At 55.8% G+C, this 14,685-nt stretch carries 11 protein-coding genes; 5 read left to right on the forward strand and 6 right to left on the reverse strand.

Going from position 1 to position 14,685, the window contains the following annotated elements; translation table 11 throughout:
* Positions 1-171: 171 nt before the first annotated feature.
* The 3 genes from NQZ67_RS29630 to NQZ67_RS29640 form a co-directional block, all read right to left on the reverse strand.
* Positions 172-4,971: an RCC1 domain-containing protein gene (locus NQZ67_RS29630; RefSeq protein ID WP_257453088.1), complete on the reverse strand. Its 4,800-nt coding sequence runs from the start codon at positions 4,969-4,971 to the stop codon at positions 172-174.
* 227 nt (positions 4,972-5,198) lie between these two features.
* Positions 5,199-6,230 carry an ATP-binding protein gene (locus NQZ67_RS29635; RefSeq protein ID WP_257453090.1) on the reverse strand — a complete coding sequence of 344 codons (1,032 nt, stop codon included), beginning with the start codon at positions 6,228-6,230 and terminating at the stop codon, positions 5,199-5,201.
* 741 nt (positions 6,231-6,971) lie between these two features.
* On the reverse strand, positions 6,972-7,202 hold the full coding sequence (locus tag NQZ67_RS29640; RefSeq protein WP_257453092.1) for a hypothetical protein: 231 nt from the start codon (positions 7,200-7,202) through the stop codon (positions 6,972-6,974).
* 196 nt (positions 7,203-7,398) lie between these two features.
* Between NQZ67_RS29640 and NQZ67_RS29645 the strand changes: the two genes are divergently transcribed.
* Entirely contained in the window at positions 7,399-7,641 is a 243-nt protein-coding gene (locus NQZ67_RS29645) for a translation initiation factor 2 (RefSeq protein ID WP_257453094.1), read from the forward strand.
* A 92-nt stretch (positions 7,642-7,733) separates the two neighbouring features.
* On the opposite strand, the gene NQZ67_RS29650 is transcribed toward NQZ67_RS29645, so the two are convergent.
* Genes NQZ67_RS29650 through NQZ67_RS29660 form a run of 3 tightly spaced genes read right to left on the reverse strand, consistent with a single transcriptional unit; the run spans position 7,734 to position 11,533 of the window.
* Positions 7,734-8,393 carry an SGNH/GDSL hydrolase family protein gene (locus NQZ67_RS29650; protein ID WP_257453096.1) on the reverse strand — a complete coding sequence of 220 codons (660 nt, stop codon included), beginning with the start codon at positions 8,391-8,393 and terminating at the stop codon, positions 7,734-7,736.
* 33 nt (positions 8,394-8,426) lie between these two features.
* Entirely contained in the window at positions 8,427-9,467 is a 1,041-nt protein-coding gene (locus NQZ67_RS29655) for a glycoside hydrolase family 88/105 protein (RefSeq protein ID WP_371825376.1), read from the reverse strand.
* Between the two features lie 17 nt (positions 9,468-9,484).
* Positions 9,485-11,533, reverse strand: a complete 2,049-nt coding sequence (locus NQZ67_RS29660) for a beta-galactosidase (RefSeq protein WP_257453101.1) — start codon at positions 11,531-11,533, stop codon at positions 9,485-9,487.
* Between the two features lie 120 nt (positions 11,534-11,653).
* On the opposite strand from NQZ67_RS29660, the gene NQZ67_RS29665 reads away from it, so the two are divergent.
* From NQZ67_RS29665 to NQZ67_RS29680, 4 genes are all read left to right on the forward strand, one after another.
* A complete protein-coding gene (locus tag NQZ67_RS29665; protein ID WP_257453103.1) occupies positions 11,654-12,505 on the forward strand; it encodes an AraC family transcriptional regulator in 852 nt (283 codons plus the stop codon).
* A 147-nt stretch (positions 12,506-12,652) separates the two neighbouring features.
* Complete coding sequence (locus NQZ67_RS29670) at positions 12,653-13,507, forward strand: ABC transporter ATP-binding protein (protein WP_257453104.1); 855 nt, start codon at positions 12,653-12,655, stop codon at positions 13,505-13,507.
* Positions 13,500-14,153 (forward strand): ABC-2 transporter permease, encoded by a 654-nt coding sequence (locus tag NQZ67_RS29675; protein ID WP_257453107.1) that lies wholly within the window; start codon positions 13,500-13,502, stop codon positions 14,151-14,153. Before NQZ67_RS29670 ends, NQZ67_RS29675 begins: the two co-directional genes overlap by 8 nt.
* Positions 14,153-14,518: a GntR family transcriptional regulator gene (locus tag NQZ67_RS29680; RefSeq protein ID WP_257453111.1), complete on the forward strand. Its 366-nt coding sequence runs from the start codon at positions 14,153-14,155 to the stop codon at positions 14,516-14,518. The genes NQZ67_RS29675 and NQZ67_RS29680 overlap by 1 nt, the downstream gene beginning before the upstream one ends.
* Positions 14,519-14,685 lie beyond the last annotated feature (167 nt).

Here is a 14,685-nt window from a genome sequence, read left to right on the forward strand (position 1 = left end):
TTTGCCTCCAGCTTCCTTCAGATTCCGCCTCGCGACGGACACCCTTGCTCTTGGCTAACGGTAGGCGTTCGCCAGCCCCCGTTCGGGACTTTCACCCTAGAGATGACGCCCATGCTGGGCGTACGAATAGCAAAGAGCCGTATTCCGCTGCGAATACGGCTCTTTGTTTGTCTATTCGTTGCTCTCGGATATGCGAGAAGATAAGCGAAGCATAATGACCGCCGCTTCCGCCCGCGTCAGCTCGGCGTTCGGCGCGAACACCCCGCCTCCTCTTCCCTGCATAAGTTCCGCTTCGAGCGCTGCGCCAACCGAGGCTTTCGCCCATTCCGGAATGTCGGCGCTGTCGGCGAAAGCGAACCCGTTTGTTGGCTTCGGAGACAAGCCGAGCGCCCGCACGGCCATGACGGCTACCTGCGCTCGCGTAACCGGCAGCTCAGGCCGGAACGTGCCGTCTTCGTAGCCCGCGATCACCTCGGCCTGTACGGCATAATCCGTTGCCTCGGCTGCCCAATCCGGGATGATTCCGCCATCCGTGAATACAGAAGCGTTCGCCTGGCCCTTCCAATCCATCGCTCTCGCCAGCATGACGACGAACTCCGCGCGGCTCACGATCTCGTCCGGCTTGAATTGGCCGTCCTCATAACCGGTTACGATCCCCCCGCAAGCTGCTTGTTCAACGGCTTCATGCGCCCAATGCTTGTTCATGTCGGAGAAATCGAAGCTCGACTGCTTGCAGCTTGTCTCCGGCACTTGCTCCGCCTCCGAATCGTGGTTCTCCACCTGAATGGTATAGACGAGACGCGCTCCGTTCGGCGCGATGACGGTTATCTGAATCACCGTCCGTTCGCCAGGCAGGGGAACCATTACAGGCTGACCTTGCATAACGGAATTTCCGTTCACCAAGATACGGGCATCAGGTCCGGCAGCGTCCGGACTTAGCGTGATCGAAGAATCCCGTCCAGCAAGGCGCAGCGTATAGTCGAACCGGCCAGGGTCGAACACCGGCTCCAACGTTCCTGCTGATAATCCGATATTGCCGAGCCTTGCATTGCCGGAGAGTTGCGGTGCACCTTCGCCTGAAGGCGGAGGAGGCGGAGGATTGTCTCTCACAATGTTAACCGTGTAGGTCCGGGCGGCAACTCCGTCTTGCGCGGTCACGTTAATGGTCACTTCATTGGAGCCATAGTCCAGGCTGCCGTCTCCCCATACGACCGCCGTTGCCCCGGCTTGGTATACGGATGCCGTGACGCTTACCGATTGCTTCGTATGCGGAACCGTAACCGTGTATTCGGTTACTTCTTGATCGAAATCCGGAACGGGTTGTCCATCGATCCGAATTTCGCTCAAATTCGCGTTATCGGACGGCGCGCGCTGAAGGATAACGGTGTAGTTCGCAACCGTCTGACCGTCCTGCGCCGTCACCTGAATCGTAAACAAATTGTCCCCTACAACCAGATCCTTGCTTCCGGTTATGGTCAATGTCGCCCCTGCGTCGTGGGCCGCGGCGGTTACGGCAGCGGTTTTCTTCTGATGCGGCACCGCAATCGTATACTCCGTATCGAGCGGATTAAACCCCTCTACAAGGGTGCCGTCTACTTCGATCGAAGCCAGCATCGCGTAATTGGACCCTTCGAATTGCACCGTTGCCGTATTCGCGAGCGGCTGGCCGCCCAAGGCGGCGCTAATCGTCGCGCTGCCTACCGCATTCGGCGCCGTTATGGCCGCGGTGTACGTACCATCGTTATGATCGGTAACGATCCCGATCGTGCCGCCCGTCGTCCCCATTACGACCGTGCCGCCGCTTGTTCTCAAGTCGTTGCCGTATTCGTCCTTCAACCGGACCGTCACGATGCCGCTGCTGAGTCCGTCCGCTAGCAAAGCCGGGGAAGACACCGTGATGACCGAGGTTAACGGCGATGCCTCGCCCGGGTCGAAGCTGACATTGGCCGTATTGGCCAGCTGCGAGCCATTCAGACTGGCGCTTACGGTGGAGATGCCGGTCGTCGTGGACGTCAGCGTCGCCGTGTAGCGCCCGTCGCCATGATCCTCCGGTTCGCTTAATTGTCCGATGGTTGTCTGCATCATGATTGCGCCGCCGCTTTCGGCAAGAGCGTTTCCGTAAGCGTCTTTTAATTGAACGGTAATGGCGCTTTCGCTCATCCCGTCTGCCGTAACCGCAGCCGGCGACGCCGATATCGTCGACGCGGCGGGAGAAGCGGCCCCCGGCGTGAATTGCACGGCGACGCTTCCCGGAATAGCGGTCCCGTTTAATAACGCTGATACGGCAATGCTTCCCGATTTCGTGGAGCTTAGGACGGCCGAATAGGTACCGTCTCCGTGATCCGTAACGGCGCTTAGCGTTCCGCTGGACGAGTTTTTATTCATTCTGACGACTCCCACGCTTTCCGTCGCTGGTAATCCGGCCTGATCCTTTACCCGTACAAGAACGGTTACGCCGCCGCCTTCGACCGAAGCGGTGGCGCTGCTTGCCGATATCTCGGACAAGGATGCCGCCGCGTAAGGATACGCCAGAATCGGATAATACTGCGAATTGGTGCTGTTGCCGCCAAGCTGCCCTCCGTATCCGTACGACGAGTCATTAGAGCCCCAGCTCCATACGGTTCCGTCGCTGCGAAGCGCAAGCGAGAATTGGCCTGCGATATCGACGTTGCTTGCCTTGAAGCCTCCTCCCGGTTTAACGGCCTGTACAGGCTGCGTCTTCCATCCTCCGGACGTACCGTCGCCTGTTATCCCGTAATAGTTTTGTCCCCAGCTCCATACGGAGCCATCCGCTAATCCGATGGCCGTATGCGCAGATCCGGCTTCGGCGAAAGAAACGTTACGGAATTGTCCGCCATAAGGCTGTCTCGGATACCAGTAGACGCCGTTTTCTGTGGAGTGTCCTAATACGTAATTCGAATTATATCCCCATGACCATAAGGTGCCGTTTGCCAGCACGCTGACGGAATAGGAGTTGCCGGCGCTTATCTCTTTGACACCGGTAAAGAATAAATCGGATGTGAGCTTCACGTTCGCTGCCGTCGTTCTCATATTCTGATAGGTGCCGTCCCCCAGCTGCCCTCGGGAATTATTGCCCCAGCTCCATACCGTGCCGTCCGTCTTGAGCGCAAGCGCAAACTCGGTCCCGCTCGAAATTGCTTTGACGTTCGTAAGCGGTGAACCGTCTGCCTGCATGACTTGCACAGCTCTTGATCTATAGTTGTAGAAATCGCTCTCGCCGTTTCCCAATTGCCCGTAGCTGTTCATCCCCCATGCCCAGACCGTACCGTCGCTTTTGAGCGCCATCGTAAAATTATGGCCTGCCGAAACGTCAATGAAGCCGGACAAACCTGCTCCGCCTTCGGCTTGCGCCTGAACTGCAGAAGAAGAGTTAATATTGCTTCCGTTGCCTAGCGCCCCCTGGACATTGACCCCCCAGGTCCAGACAGTGCCGTTGCTCTTCAGTGCCGCCGTGTGCCTGAAGCCTCCCGAAATATGGGTTACTCCTTCGAAGCTGTTGCTCCGTTCCACGACTCTGACCGGCTTGTTCGTATAACGGGGATTCGTATAGGTGCCTCCATTCCCTAACTGAACACTCTCGTTAAAGCCCCAGGTCCAGACCGTACCCGTATCCAGCAGCATGACGGAATGCCAGCCTCCAGCCGATACGTCAATTGCTCTCGGCGATACGCCGGGGTTGGCCATTGCTTTGACAGGACGCGGTCGTCCGATTGTTGTTCCGTCGCCAAGCTGACCGCTTTCGTTGGCGCCCCATGCCCATACGTCGCCGCTGTCCGATATGGCGAGCGATTGTCCGGAACCGCCTGCGATTGCGACGATTCCGTTCAACGGCGTACTGCCCGACACGGTTGCCCGCGCCGCATGCGGCCTTGCCGTCGACGTTCCGTCGCCAAGCTGGCCGGCATCGTTAGCCCCCCAGGTCCAGACCGTTCCATCCGACAGCAAAGCAAGAGAATGCCTGCTGCCCGCGTCGATCGTCATCACGTTCCGTAAAGGCGTGCCGTCTTGTAGAAGCGTCTCCGCCGGATACTCGCTTGCTGACCCCGGGCCGCTCGTTCCCGTACCCAGCTGCCCGCCTTCGTTGCTGCCCCAGGCCTGTACCGTGCCATTCCCGAGAAGCGCCAACAGATGGTTTTCGCCCGCCGCAATCGCTTTAACATTCTGCAACGATTCTCCGCTAACAAGCTTCACGGTACCCGCATGATCTCTGTCGATCCTCGTACCGTCTCCGAGCTGGCCTAAGGTATTGTCGCCCCATGCATAGACAGAGCCGCTTGAGCTCAGCGCCGCGGTTGTCCCTCCGCCTGCCGCAATGGATATGATTTCCGCTAATACGGAGCCGTCCGCTCCATTCAGCGCTTGTACGGCCGCAGGCTGGGAGGTCGCATCGCCGCCGTCTCCAAGCTGGCCTCTATCGTCCGCTCCCCAAGTCCATACCGTGCCGTCCGCCTTCAAAGCGGCGGAATGCCCGTCGCCCGCGGCAATCGCGACGATATGGTTCAGCGGACCGCCCTGACTTTGCTGGACCTGAACAGCCGCGCTTTTGTTCTCCGTCGTGCCGTCGCCAAGCTCGCCGTTCCCGTTATGACCCCACGCCCATACCGTTCCGTCGTCCTTGAGCGCCAACGTCTTGCCGCCTCCCGACGCGATCTTGGTGACGCGCGATAAAGGCACGCCGTCATACTGCTGTACTTGAACTTCGCTGTTTTCCGTGCCGGACGTAAAGCCTTGGCCGAGCTGACCTGCATCGTTGCTGCCCCAAGCCCACACGGTTCCGTCGCTCTTCAGGCGTACGCTGAATCGATCGGCCGCTTCGATCGCCTGCCCGCTTCCGCCGCCCGTCCCGCTTCCGCCGGAAGCCGCTTCGGCCTTCCATTCGTTCCCGAGGACGCTTGCGCTGACCAAGACGAAGACAAGCGCCAGCTTCGCCATTGCATTCGGTTTGAACATGAGAATCACAACTCCTATACTATAAAGATCGAATATTGTCGTTCTTTGAAAGTTTTTTCATAGCTGAATTAGTATAATTGATCCGCGGAGAATTTGGTATTAACGAAAGTTAATGAAAGTCTGTAAGAAAATCGGCTGTTCGTATTCGCATAAATACCTGTCGTTGCAATCAACAAAGAGCCGTATCTCATTTTATCGAGATACGGCTCTTTTCGATTCCCAAAGTCTCAAACGTGAAGGACCGGCAATACAATCTCGACCGTCGTTCCTTCCTTTAATTTACTCTCGAACGACAAGGTTCCTTGATGGGCCTCGACGATCCGGTGGCAGATGACAAGTCCTAAGCCCGTCCCATTCTCTTTAGCGGAATAGAACGGTTCTCCCAGCCGGACCAGGCCGTCCTCCGTGATGCCTTCTCCCTGGTCAGCTATTTTAATTCCGACGCTGTCTTCATCGTTTCGATAGAGCGCTATGCTCACTATGCCCCCGTTCGGCATGGCTTCAATCGCATTTTTGATCAAATTAATAAATAGTTGCTTCATCTGGTTGGGCTCGCAGGTGAACGCGCTCATATCAACGCTGCTCTCCACGAGCATGTCCACCCCGTGCAAATGGGCTTGAGGCTGCATGAACGAGACGACGTCTTCAATCAGCTTGTTCAAATTAACGCTAACAAAATGGATACTATGCGGTTTGGCCAAGCTCATGAACTCGTCTACGATTCGGTTAATCCGTTCGATTTCGGCCAGCATAATATCTACGTAATCGGTATTCCTCGTCTTCAATAATTGCATGAATCCTTTGAGCGAAGTCAACGGATTCCGGATTTCATGCGCGATGCCCGCCGCAAGCTCGCCTACGACGGATAGCTTCTCCGATTTGCGTAGCAGCTCTTCCGCTTTTTTATTTTCGGTTACATCCCGGCCGATCCCGACAAAAGCGATGATTCCGCCTTCTTCGTCCCTAAGCGGAAAGAGCGACACGTTGGCGAAAAAGGTGTTTCCGTCCTTGCGCAGCATAATAATGTCCACGCCGGAAATTTCATCCCCTTGCATGATGCGCTGAAACATCTCGAGGAGCTTCGGGCTGTCTTCCTCGGAAACCATGGGAGTCACTTCTCCGACAATCTCTTCCTGTTCCCACTGATGCAGTTCCTCGAATTTCTTGTTCACGGCGATAACGCGGCCCTGCAAATCAAAGACGACAACACAATCAGAGGTTTGGTTGAATAACGCTTCATAGAATCGCGTTTTGTCCATGTTATTAGAAAAGAGCGTATTCGGAATAACGATCACCCTAAAATTGGAATTTAGTTGAATTATTGCATGCGATGTCAGCAATATTATGAACGAATAAAGATACAAAACGCAATGAATCATAAGTCCTTGGTTTTGTGAAAAGCAGGACATCTTCCCGATTATTTATTCGGCAAAAACCGCCAAGCCGCGACGAAGTCGACTGGAAAGGTCTGCTTGAACGGAAGAAAGGCACAGCCTATAGAAATGATGAGGCTGTGCCCTTTCGGAGAATGGTGGGGCGCACCGTCCGACAGGCTCTATATGCGATGCAAGGGAACTGAGAGCCCTTATTTCGGATATTTCGGCATTTTTTTAAAGGGTAACGGAACTGAGCGACGCTATTGACTTGTTTCTATGCTGTTTCTAAACAAATCAAGTGCAATAAAGGCTCTCCGTTCCGCTAGGTCCGCCAAAAGCGCTGTTTTCCGCAGAATAACGCCTCTCCGTTCCGTAAGTCTTCATATAGCGCAAGTTTTTCCGTTATCCCTTGAACACGGCGGCGTTTCCGGTGTGCAACCGCGTTCTTGCGTGCGGCGGCGTTTCCGGTGTGCATCCGCGTTCTGACGTGCGACGGCGTTTCCGGTGTGCAACCGCGTTCTGACGTGCGGGGCGTTTCCGGTGTGCAACCGCGTTCTGATGTGCGGCGCTATTCTGGAGTGCAGCGCCGTGCGCGCGGGCATGATCGGGAGATCTCGGCAAGGGTTAGTCGCCTCCCCCACCGCCACCGCCGTCACCGCCACCGCCGCCACCGTCGCAGCCGCCGCCGGAATAACCGGAATCCGAGTAGCCGGAATCCGAGTAGCCGGAATCCGAATAAACGCCCGAAGAGTCTCCATTTCTGAGGCGATGCCGTCTCGTCTTCGGAGTCGCCGTTATGGCTGCAATGGCCCACCCTACAAAAATCAATATAAAAATAATCAATATCGTCGTCATCTTGTTCTGCCTCCTCTTCGTTCTTGTAAGGAAAGCTTAACACCGGATTGTAAATGAAATATAAAGCCAACACCATAATTGTGTAAATTTTCTGACAATTATAAAATTGTCCTTTTATAAAGAATCGCGGCCATTTCAATGCCGGTTAGGCAAGGCTGCGCATACACTGTACATTATGAACGAGGATGGGTATACGATGGATCAAGAACAGAAGCGATTAGGGGAAATCGAGCTCGCGAGGCTGGAGCTAATCGGACTATCTCTTGCCGCGCTCGGTGATGGAATCGCCGCTCTCGCGGCTGCTATTGCGTTGGAAGCGTTGGAAAACGAATATAGAACCCCTTACCCTGTACGAGAAGCGCTGCAGCTGGAAACGACGCAGCAGCAGCTGGATTATTACATTCATCAGCTGGTGCAGATCAAACAGAAATTAACCTGATTCGCAAACAAAACGCGCACGCTCCCTTACGAGCGTGCGCGTCTGCGCTTCACAAGATTTCGCGAGCAGGAGCCCAGACCGCTCCTCTCGATTTACAAACCTCGGTTATAGTCGTAACCGATCGCCTGCAGGAATGCCCGGGCGAGAACCGCATGTCCCGACATGTTCGGATGCACGCGATCCCATGCGAGCGTTGCCGGATAAATATGCGCCAACACCCGGTTAAAAGCGGCCTGCGTGTCGACGAACCGCGCATCGTGCTTGTCCGCTATCTTCTTGACAACCGCGCCGTAACGATCCATCGCGGCGCGCATCGGATCGGCCTCGTTCGGCTCGAGGTAGAACGGCGTCATGAGGACAAGCCCCTGCAGCTGCGGTCTCGTGCGAGCGACCAGCTCATCCAGCGTCTCCTCGTACTCCTCGATAAGAACATGCTGCTCCGTCTGAGCCGGCAGATCGTACTGCCTCCATACGTCGTTAATGCCGATCATGATCGACAGCCAGTCCGGCTTCAGGTCCAGCACATCCGTCTGCCAGCGGTCTTTCAGATCCCGAACCGTGTTACCGCTTGTTCCCATATTCACGACCCGGATGCCATTCTCCGGATAGGCTGCCGTCAGCAGCGCGTCGACAAGCGAGACATAGCCTTTGCCGATTCCGCCAAAAAGTCCTTCGCCGCGAGGTCTCGCCCGTTCGCAGTCCGTAATAGAGTCGCCGATCATGACCAGCTTCGACTTTGGTTCCAGCAACATCGTTTAGCCTCCTTTGACAATAGAAAAGCCGTATCAGTTCTTTACGTTACTCTTCTCATTGTCGATGAGCGCGGCCAAAAACGCAAGAGCCAAACCTTGTCCCCAGCCTTGAGCCCATTTCCGGTCGATGCCGAGATAGCCGGCGATGTCGTTCATGACGGCGGTGCCCCCGGATACGTTCAGCACGCGGCCGTTGTCCGAGATGTTCGCCAGCAGGCCGTCAAGCGCCTTCTGCACGTGCTTCGCGTGCAGCGGATTGCCCTGCGTGACCATTGCGGCGGCAATGCCCGCCGTCGCGGATACTTCGCCGTAAGCCTCCGGGTAATCGAGCACGGTGCCCCAGAGCCCGTCTTCCTTCTGCAGCTTCTTGATGGCCGCCAGCTGATCCCGCAGCGAGCTCCAGATATGCATCATCGGAGGGTACAGATAGCCCTCCGGCAAAATTTTGGCCGCCCTGGACATCGTATACGCCGCCCAGGCGTTCGCGCGCGCCCAGTAAATGCCGGACATATGATCCTTCTTGATATGGTTATAGCCGTGGTACCACAGCCCGTCGTTCTCGTCCTGCAAGTAGTTGATATGCCAAAAAAATTGATGCAGCGCATCGTTCACGAGATGCTTCTTGTCGAACATGATGCCTGCGCGCAGCATGAAATAAGCCGCCATGAACAGCGTATCCGCCCAAGCTTGCTCGGGGAAATCATTTCCCGCCGACACCGTATGCTGGAGCACCCGGTCGCCGAAGCGCAGCGCATGATTCTCCAAATAGTCGAGCTTGCTGTGAATCAGCTCCGCGTACTTCTCGTCCTTCGTATGCTCGTACAGCGTGATCAGCATATGCCCCATCGCGCAAGTGTTGACGGTCCATCCCGGCAGACCCGCTTCGATATATTCGTCCACCCAAGCGACCATCCGGCCGAGATACGCTTGCTCGCCCGTCACCTCGAACGCCCGGCTGACGCCGTAATAAGCGACCCCGCCTGGCCAATCCCACGTGAGGTCCATGTCGAACGTATACTCGGCTACGCGTCCGAGAGCTTTCTTCAAATCAACGGCTTCCGCATGTATTTTCAACTCGCCCATCCTCCCTGCTACGCATTCAGCTTCACGATCCATAAATCGCGGCCCGCAAGCTCCGCCTTGCCTTCCAGCAGCCGGCCGGTCAGAAGATCCGCGCCGCCCCGGCCGCCAAGCTCGACCGTAACCGAATCCGCGTTATGGTTAAGCACGAACAAGTAGTCCTGGCCGTCCTTGGAACGAATCGTCGTCTCCACGCCTTCCGGCACGGAAGGCAAGATCGGCTGGATTCCGCGCGAAGCGCACAGCTGCGACAGCCAATCCTGGAGGAACGAAGCTTCGGGGCTCGTCGCCAGGTACCACGCTTCGCCCGCGCCGGACTTGTTAACGGTCAGCGCCGGCATGCCTGCATAGAAATCGTCGCCGTACACCGCCTTCACTTCGGCGCCTTCCGTATGGATCAGGTCGCAGAGCATGCCGCATTCGTATTCCGGCTTCAAGCCGGCTGCGCCGTCCGGCACGACGATCCGGTTGCGCTGACTCGGAAGAAGGGCATCGATCTCTTCCGCCCAAATGCCGAGAAGCTTGCGAAGCTCTCCGGGGTATCCGCCCGTTTTGACCAGATCATTCTCGTCGACGATGCCGCTGAAGAATGTCGTGATGAACGTGCCGCCGGCCTGCACGTATTTCTCGAGCTTGTCCGCCACGCCCGGCTTCACCATGTACATAACGGGAGCGACGACAAGCTCGTAGCGGCTAAGATCGGCTTCCACGCCGACGACGTCCGCCGCGATTCCCGCGCGATATAGCGCGTCGTAAAATTTATGCGCTTCGTCTACATATTGAAGAGCGATGGACGGGCCGCTAGACATCTCTACCGCCCACCAGTTCTCCCAGTCGAACAGAATGGCGACCTTAGCTTGAACGCGGGAATCCAGCAGCGATTCGCCTAGCTTGCCGAGCTCCTCGCCAAGCTGAGCGCACTCGCGGAATACGCGCGTATGCTCGTGGCCGACATGCTCGATGACGGCTCCGTGATATTTCTCGCAGGCGCCGATCGATCGGCGAAGCTGGAAGAACAGAATCGTATCCGCGCCTCTGGCCACCGCCTGATAGCTCCAGAGCCGCATAACGCCCGGACGCTTCAGCGAGTTGTACGGCTGCCAGTTCTGCTGGCTCGGCGTCTGCTCCATCAGCATGAACGGCTGGCCGTCCTTCAGGCCGCGCATCAGGTCGTGCATCATGCCGGTGTAGCTGTGCGGAGTATCGAATCGCGGATAGTTGTCCCAGGACACGACATCCATGTGCTTCGCCCATTTGTGATAATCCAGCTTCTTGAAGGCGCCCATCAGATTCGTCGTGACGGGAACATCCGGCGTATGCTTCTTGACCGCTTCGAATTCCAGCTTGTAGCACTCCAGCAGGCTGTCGGAATGGAACCGCATATAATCGAGCGAGATCCCCTGGAAGTTCGTATTCGTCCGCCCGTTCGAGATCCATTCCTCGCTAAGGCCGCTTGGCAGCACGATGTCTTCCCAGTCATGGAACGTATGGCCCCAGAACGCGGTATTCCAGGCGCGGTTCAGCTCCTCCAGCGTGCCGTAACGAGCTTTCGCCCATTCGCGGAAAGCCGATTCGCAGTTGTCGCAGTAGCAATTGCCGGCGCCGCCGTATTCGTTGTTAATATGCCAGATGAGCAGCGCCGGGTGATTCTTGTAGCGCTCCGCCAGCTTCTCTGCCATACGGGACGCATATTTGCGGTAGGTCGGGCTGTTCGGACAGGAATTGTGGCGTCCGCCGAACTTGCGTTTGCGGCCGTCGAAATCGACCTGCAGGACGTCCGGATATTTGCGCGCCATCCAGGCGGGATGGGCCGCCGTGCTGGTCGCGAGGCAGACGCCGACGCCGTCCGCGTGAAGCTTGTCCATCATCTCGTCGAGCCAGTCGAAATCGTACGTCTCTTCGTCGGGCTGATTGTTCGCCCAGGCAAACACGTTCAGCGTCGCCACGTCGATGCCCGCCAGCTTGAACAGACGTAAGTCCTCGTCCCAGACCGGCATCTCCCATTGGTCGGGATTGTAATCGCCGCCGTACCAAATTTTCGGTTTTTTTGCGTTGATCATTTGCTCGCACCTCGTCTTATATGATAAAACTGCATAGGATACTTTAATCTTATGGCCTGTATTGTCCATATCCAATATAAAATAAGCGAAGTTTCATATAAGAATATGGAGGTTATATGTATGCGCCTAGTCGTTCCCGCCTCTCCGGCGGAGCTGCTGCCGTTGCAGCTGGAGACCATTGGCTTCAAACACGATCAGGAGACGATTGACCGGCCAAGCGGTTATCCCTATTACCACTGGCTCCAAACGTTGGAGGGAGTCGGCGAGCTGTCGATGACAGGTCGGACTTGGAGATTGCCGGAGCGCACGGGCATCCTGCTCGCGCCCGGCGTCCCTCATCGTTACGAAGCCAAGGAGGGGCAATGGCAGACCGGCTTCATTACCTTCCATGGAAGCTCGGCCGCCAGCATTGTCCAAGCGCTGGGCTTCGGCATCGCCGAACGGTTCCAATGGGAGACGGTCCACGATCAGATCACCGGTCAGCTGGAGAGCTTGCTGACGTTCGCGGAGACCGGAAGCGATCCATCGGGATGGCGGTACTCCGCCGATCTGTACCGGTTCCTGACGCTGCTCCGGACGGACGCCCGCACGGACAAGCGGCCGTCCATGTCGAAACGGCTGGAGCGGATCCAATCGCTGTTGGATTGGCTGGAGCAGCATTTCGCCAACCCGGACATTGGGCTTTCGGAGATGGCGGCGCAGCTCGGCATCGGCGAAAGACAGCTGAACGAGAGGTTCCGCGAGCTGTTCGGCCAGACGGCCTACGCTTATCTCATTCAATTGCGGCTCCGCAAGGCGAAGGAATGGCTGCCGTCCCGGCCGGACTGGACCGTTCGCCGCATCGGAGAGGCGGTGGGCTTTCGCGATCCGAGCCACTTCGTGGCCACGTTCAGGCGGCTGGAAGGAATGACGCCGGAGGCGTACCGGAGATTGTACGGCGAGGGGTCCGCCATGGAGCGTCACCAGGATTAGGCGCTCCATCCATTCCAAGTGTAAGGCTGATATCCTCCCCTCGGGACGATGCCAGCCTTTTTTTTTACAAAAGCGATTGACAAGATCAAACTGCCGGTGATACATTGTGTATGCACGATATACACAATTTGCACGGGAGGGAACTGCATGCTGGCATTGGAAATTAAAAATCTAAATAAAAAATACGAGCATTTTCAATTGAAGGACGTCTCATTCCAGCTGGAGAAGGGCTACATCATGGGCTTTATCGGAGCCAATGGCGCGGGGAAAACAACGACGATCAAATCCATTCTGAATTTAATCCGACTGGACAGCGGCGAGATCCGGATCATGGGCAAGGATCTGATCGATCACGAGCTTGAATTGAAGCAGGAGATCGGCTCCGCGTTCGGGGATATCGCCTTCTATACCCGAAGCAAGATCAAGACGCTGACGAAGGTCATTAAGCCCTTTTACCGCAATTGGGACGAAGAAGCCTACCGCAGCTATTTGAAGAAGTTCAATTTGAACGAAAACAAAAGAATATCCGAGCTGTCAACCGGCATGAAAGTCAAATATAGACTTGCTCTGGCTCTCTCGCACGGCGCCAAGCTTCTCATTCTCGACGAACCGACCAGCGGCCTGGATCCCGTCGCAAGAGATCAATTACTGGATATCTTCCAGGAACTCGTGCAGGACGGCGAGATTAGCATCTTGTTCTCCACCCATATTACCTCCGACCTGGAGAAATGCGCGGACTATATCACGTATATCGATAACGGACGGATCATTAACAGCGCGGAGAAGGAAGCGTTCATCGATACCTACCGCTTAGTGAACGGGAACGCGGACCAGTTGAATGATATGGAGGGTAAACTGATCGCCTATAAGAAGAACTCTTTCGGCTTTACGGGCTTGATTCACGCAAGAGACCTCGATCCTTCATGGGACGTGAGATCGGCTTTGCCCAGCCTGGAGGACATCATGATCTATTTCTCGAAGAAGGAGAGCGCTTATGTATAATTTGCTAATGAAAGAATTAAAGCTCGGCGTAGGACCGTTCTTTTACGCCATGCCTTTTTTGACCGGCGCCTTGATGCTGATCCCGGGATGGCTGTATTTCCTGGTCACCCTTTACTTCTGCTTTATTACGGTGCCGAATATGTTCGCGGGCTATAAGACGCAGAACGATCTGATCTTCACGAGCATGCTGCCGGTTACCAAAAAAGATAGCGTGAAAGCCAAGGTTTCCGTGGTCGTCCTGCTGGAATTGATGCATATTGCCGTAGCTAGCATCTACGGCTTGATCAGCACTCGCCTGTATCCGAATGTAACCTACTTTTTCTTCCCGCCTTCGCCGGGCTTCTGGGGACTCACCTTCGTCATGCTGGCGATCTTCAACCTCGTGTTCATCGTCATGTACTACAAAACGGCGTACAAATACGGCGCGCCGACGATCGTATCCGTCACGGCCGCCATCCTGTTCGCGGGAGGAGCGGAATGGCTCGGCATTCAAAGCTCGTTCGTGTCCGACCTGTTCAAAGGGGCGGGACTCGATAACCTCGCCGCCCAGTATTCGATTCTACTCGCGGGCATCGCGATATTTGCCATCTTCACGATAATCGCTTATTATATTGCCATCAAAAGGTTTGAGAAAGTGGAAATGTAATGAACATCGCGATATCGAACACATCAGACAAACCGATCTATCAGCAGCTATTCGAGCAAATCAGCGCGCAGATCTTGAAGGGCGAGCTGGCAAGCGGCTACAGCCTTCCGCCGATTCGCCAAGCGGCGACCGAGCTGCGCGTGAGCATCATCACGGTCAAGAAAGCGTGGGAGGAGCTTGAGCGGCTTGAATTGATTTACACCGTTACCGGCAAAGGCTGCTTTGTAGCCGATCTCTCCCCCGACGAGATGCTTCGAAAGCGCAATGCTATGATTCGGCAGCAGATGGCGGTCGACGCTTCTTATTACAAATCGTTTGGTCTTACGATAGAAGAAGTGTTCGAGCTCATGAAGGATGTTTATTGATACGAAGAAGAACGAACGAGCACGTCCTCCGGACGTGCTTCAGAATGTCGAGAAACCCGCATCTTTTTAAAGATGCTCGGGTTTCTCTTTAGTTTTCGCACGTAATTGAGGAGGGTTAGGGGCTGGTCTAGCCCTCCTTCGCCTTCCTTTCCAGGTGGAAGGCGATC

This window comes from Paenibacillus soyae (assembly GCF_024623455.1).
GTDB classification, from domain to species: Bacteria; Bacillota; Bacilli; order Paenibacillales; family Paenibacillaceae; genus Pristimantibacillus; species Pristimantibacillus soyae.

Bases quoted from the DNA above. Each gene is read 5' to 3' on its own strand.
- NQZ67_RS29630 (WP_257453088.1), bottom strand. From the start codon at position 4,971: ATGTTCAAACCGAATGCAATGGCGAAGCTGGCGCTTGTCTTCGTCTTG.
- NQZ67_RS29635 (WP_257453090.1), bottom strand. From the start codon at position 6,230: ATGGACAAAACGCGATTCTATGAAGCGTTATTCAACCAAACCTCTGAT.
- NQZ67_RS29640 (WP_257453092.1), bottom strand. From the start codon at position 7,202: ATGACGACGATATTGATTATTTTTATATTGATTTTTGTAGGGTGGGCC.
- NQZ67_RS29645 (WP_257453094.1), top strand. From the start codon at position 7,399: ATGGATCAAGAACAGAAGCGATTAGGGGAAATCGAGCTCGCGAGGCTG.
- NQZ67_RS29650 (WP_257453096.1), bottom strand. From the start codon at position 8,393: ATGTTGCTGGAACCAAAGTCGAAGCTGGTCATGATCGGCGACTCTATT.
- NQZ67_RS29660 (WP_257453101.1), bottom strand. From the start codon at position 11,533: ATGATCAACGCAAAAAAACCGAAAATTTGGTACGGCGGCGATTACAAT.
- NQZ67_RS29665 (WP_257453103.1), top strand. From the start codon at position 11,654: ATGCGCCTAGTCGTTCCCGCCTCTCCGGCGGAGCTGCTGCCGTTGCAG.
- NQZ67_RS29670 (WP_257453104.1), top strand. From the start codon at position 12,653: ATGCTGGCATTGGAAATTAAAAATCTAAATAAAAAATACGAGCATTTT.
- NQZ67_RS29675 (WP_257453107.1), top strand. From the start codon at position 13,500: ATGTATAATTTGCTAATGAAAGAATTAAAGCTCGGCGTAGGACCGTTC.
- NQZ67_RS29680 (WP_257453111.1), top strand. From the start codon at position 14,153: ATGAACATCGCGATATCGAACACATCAGACAAACCGATCTATCAGCAG.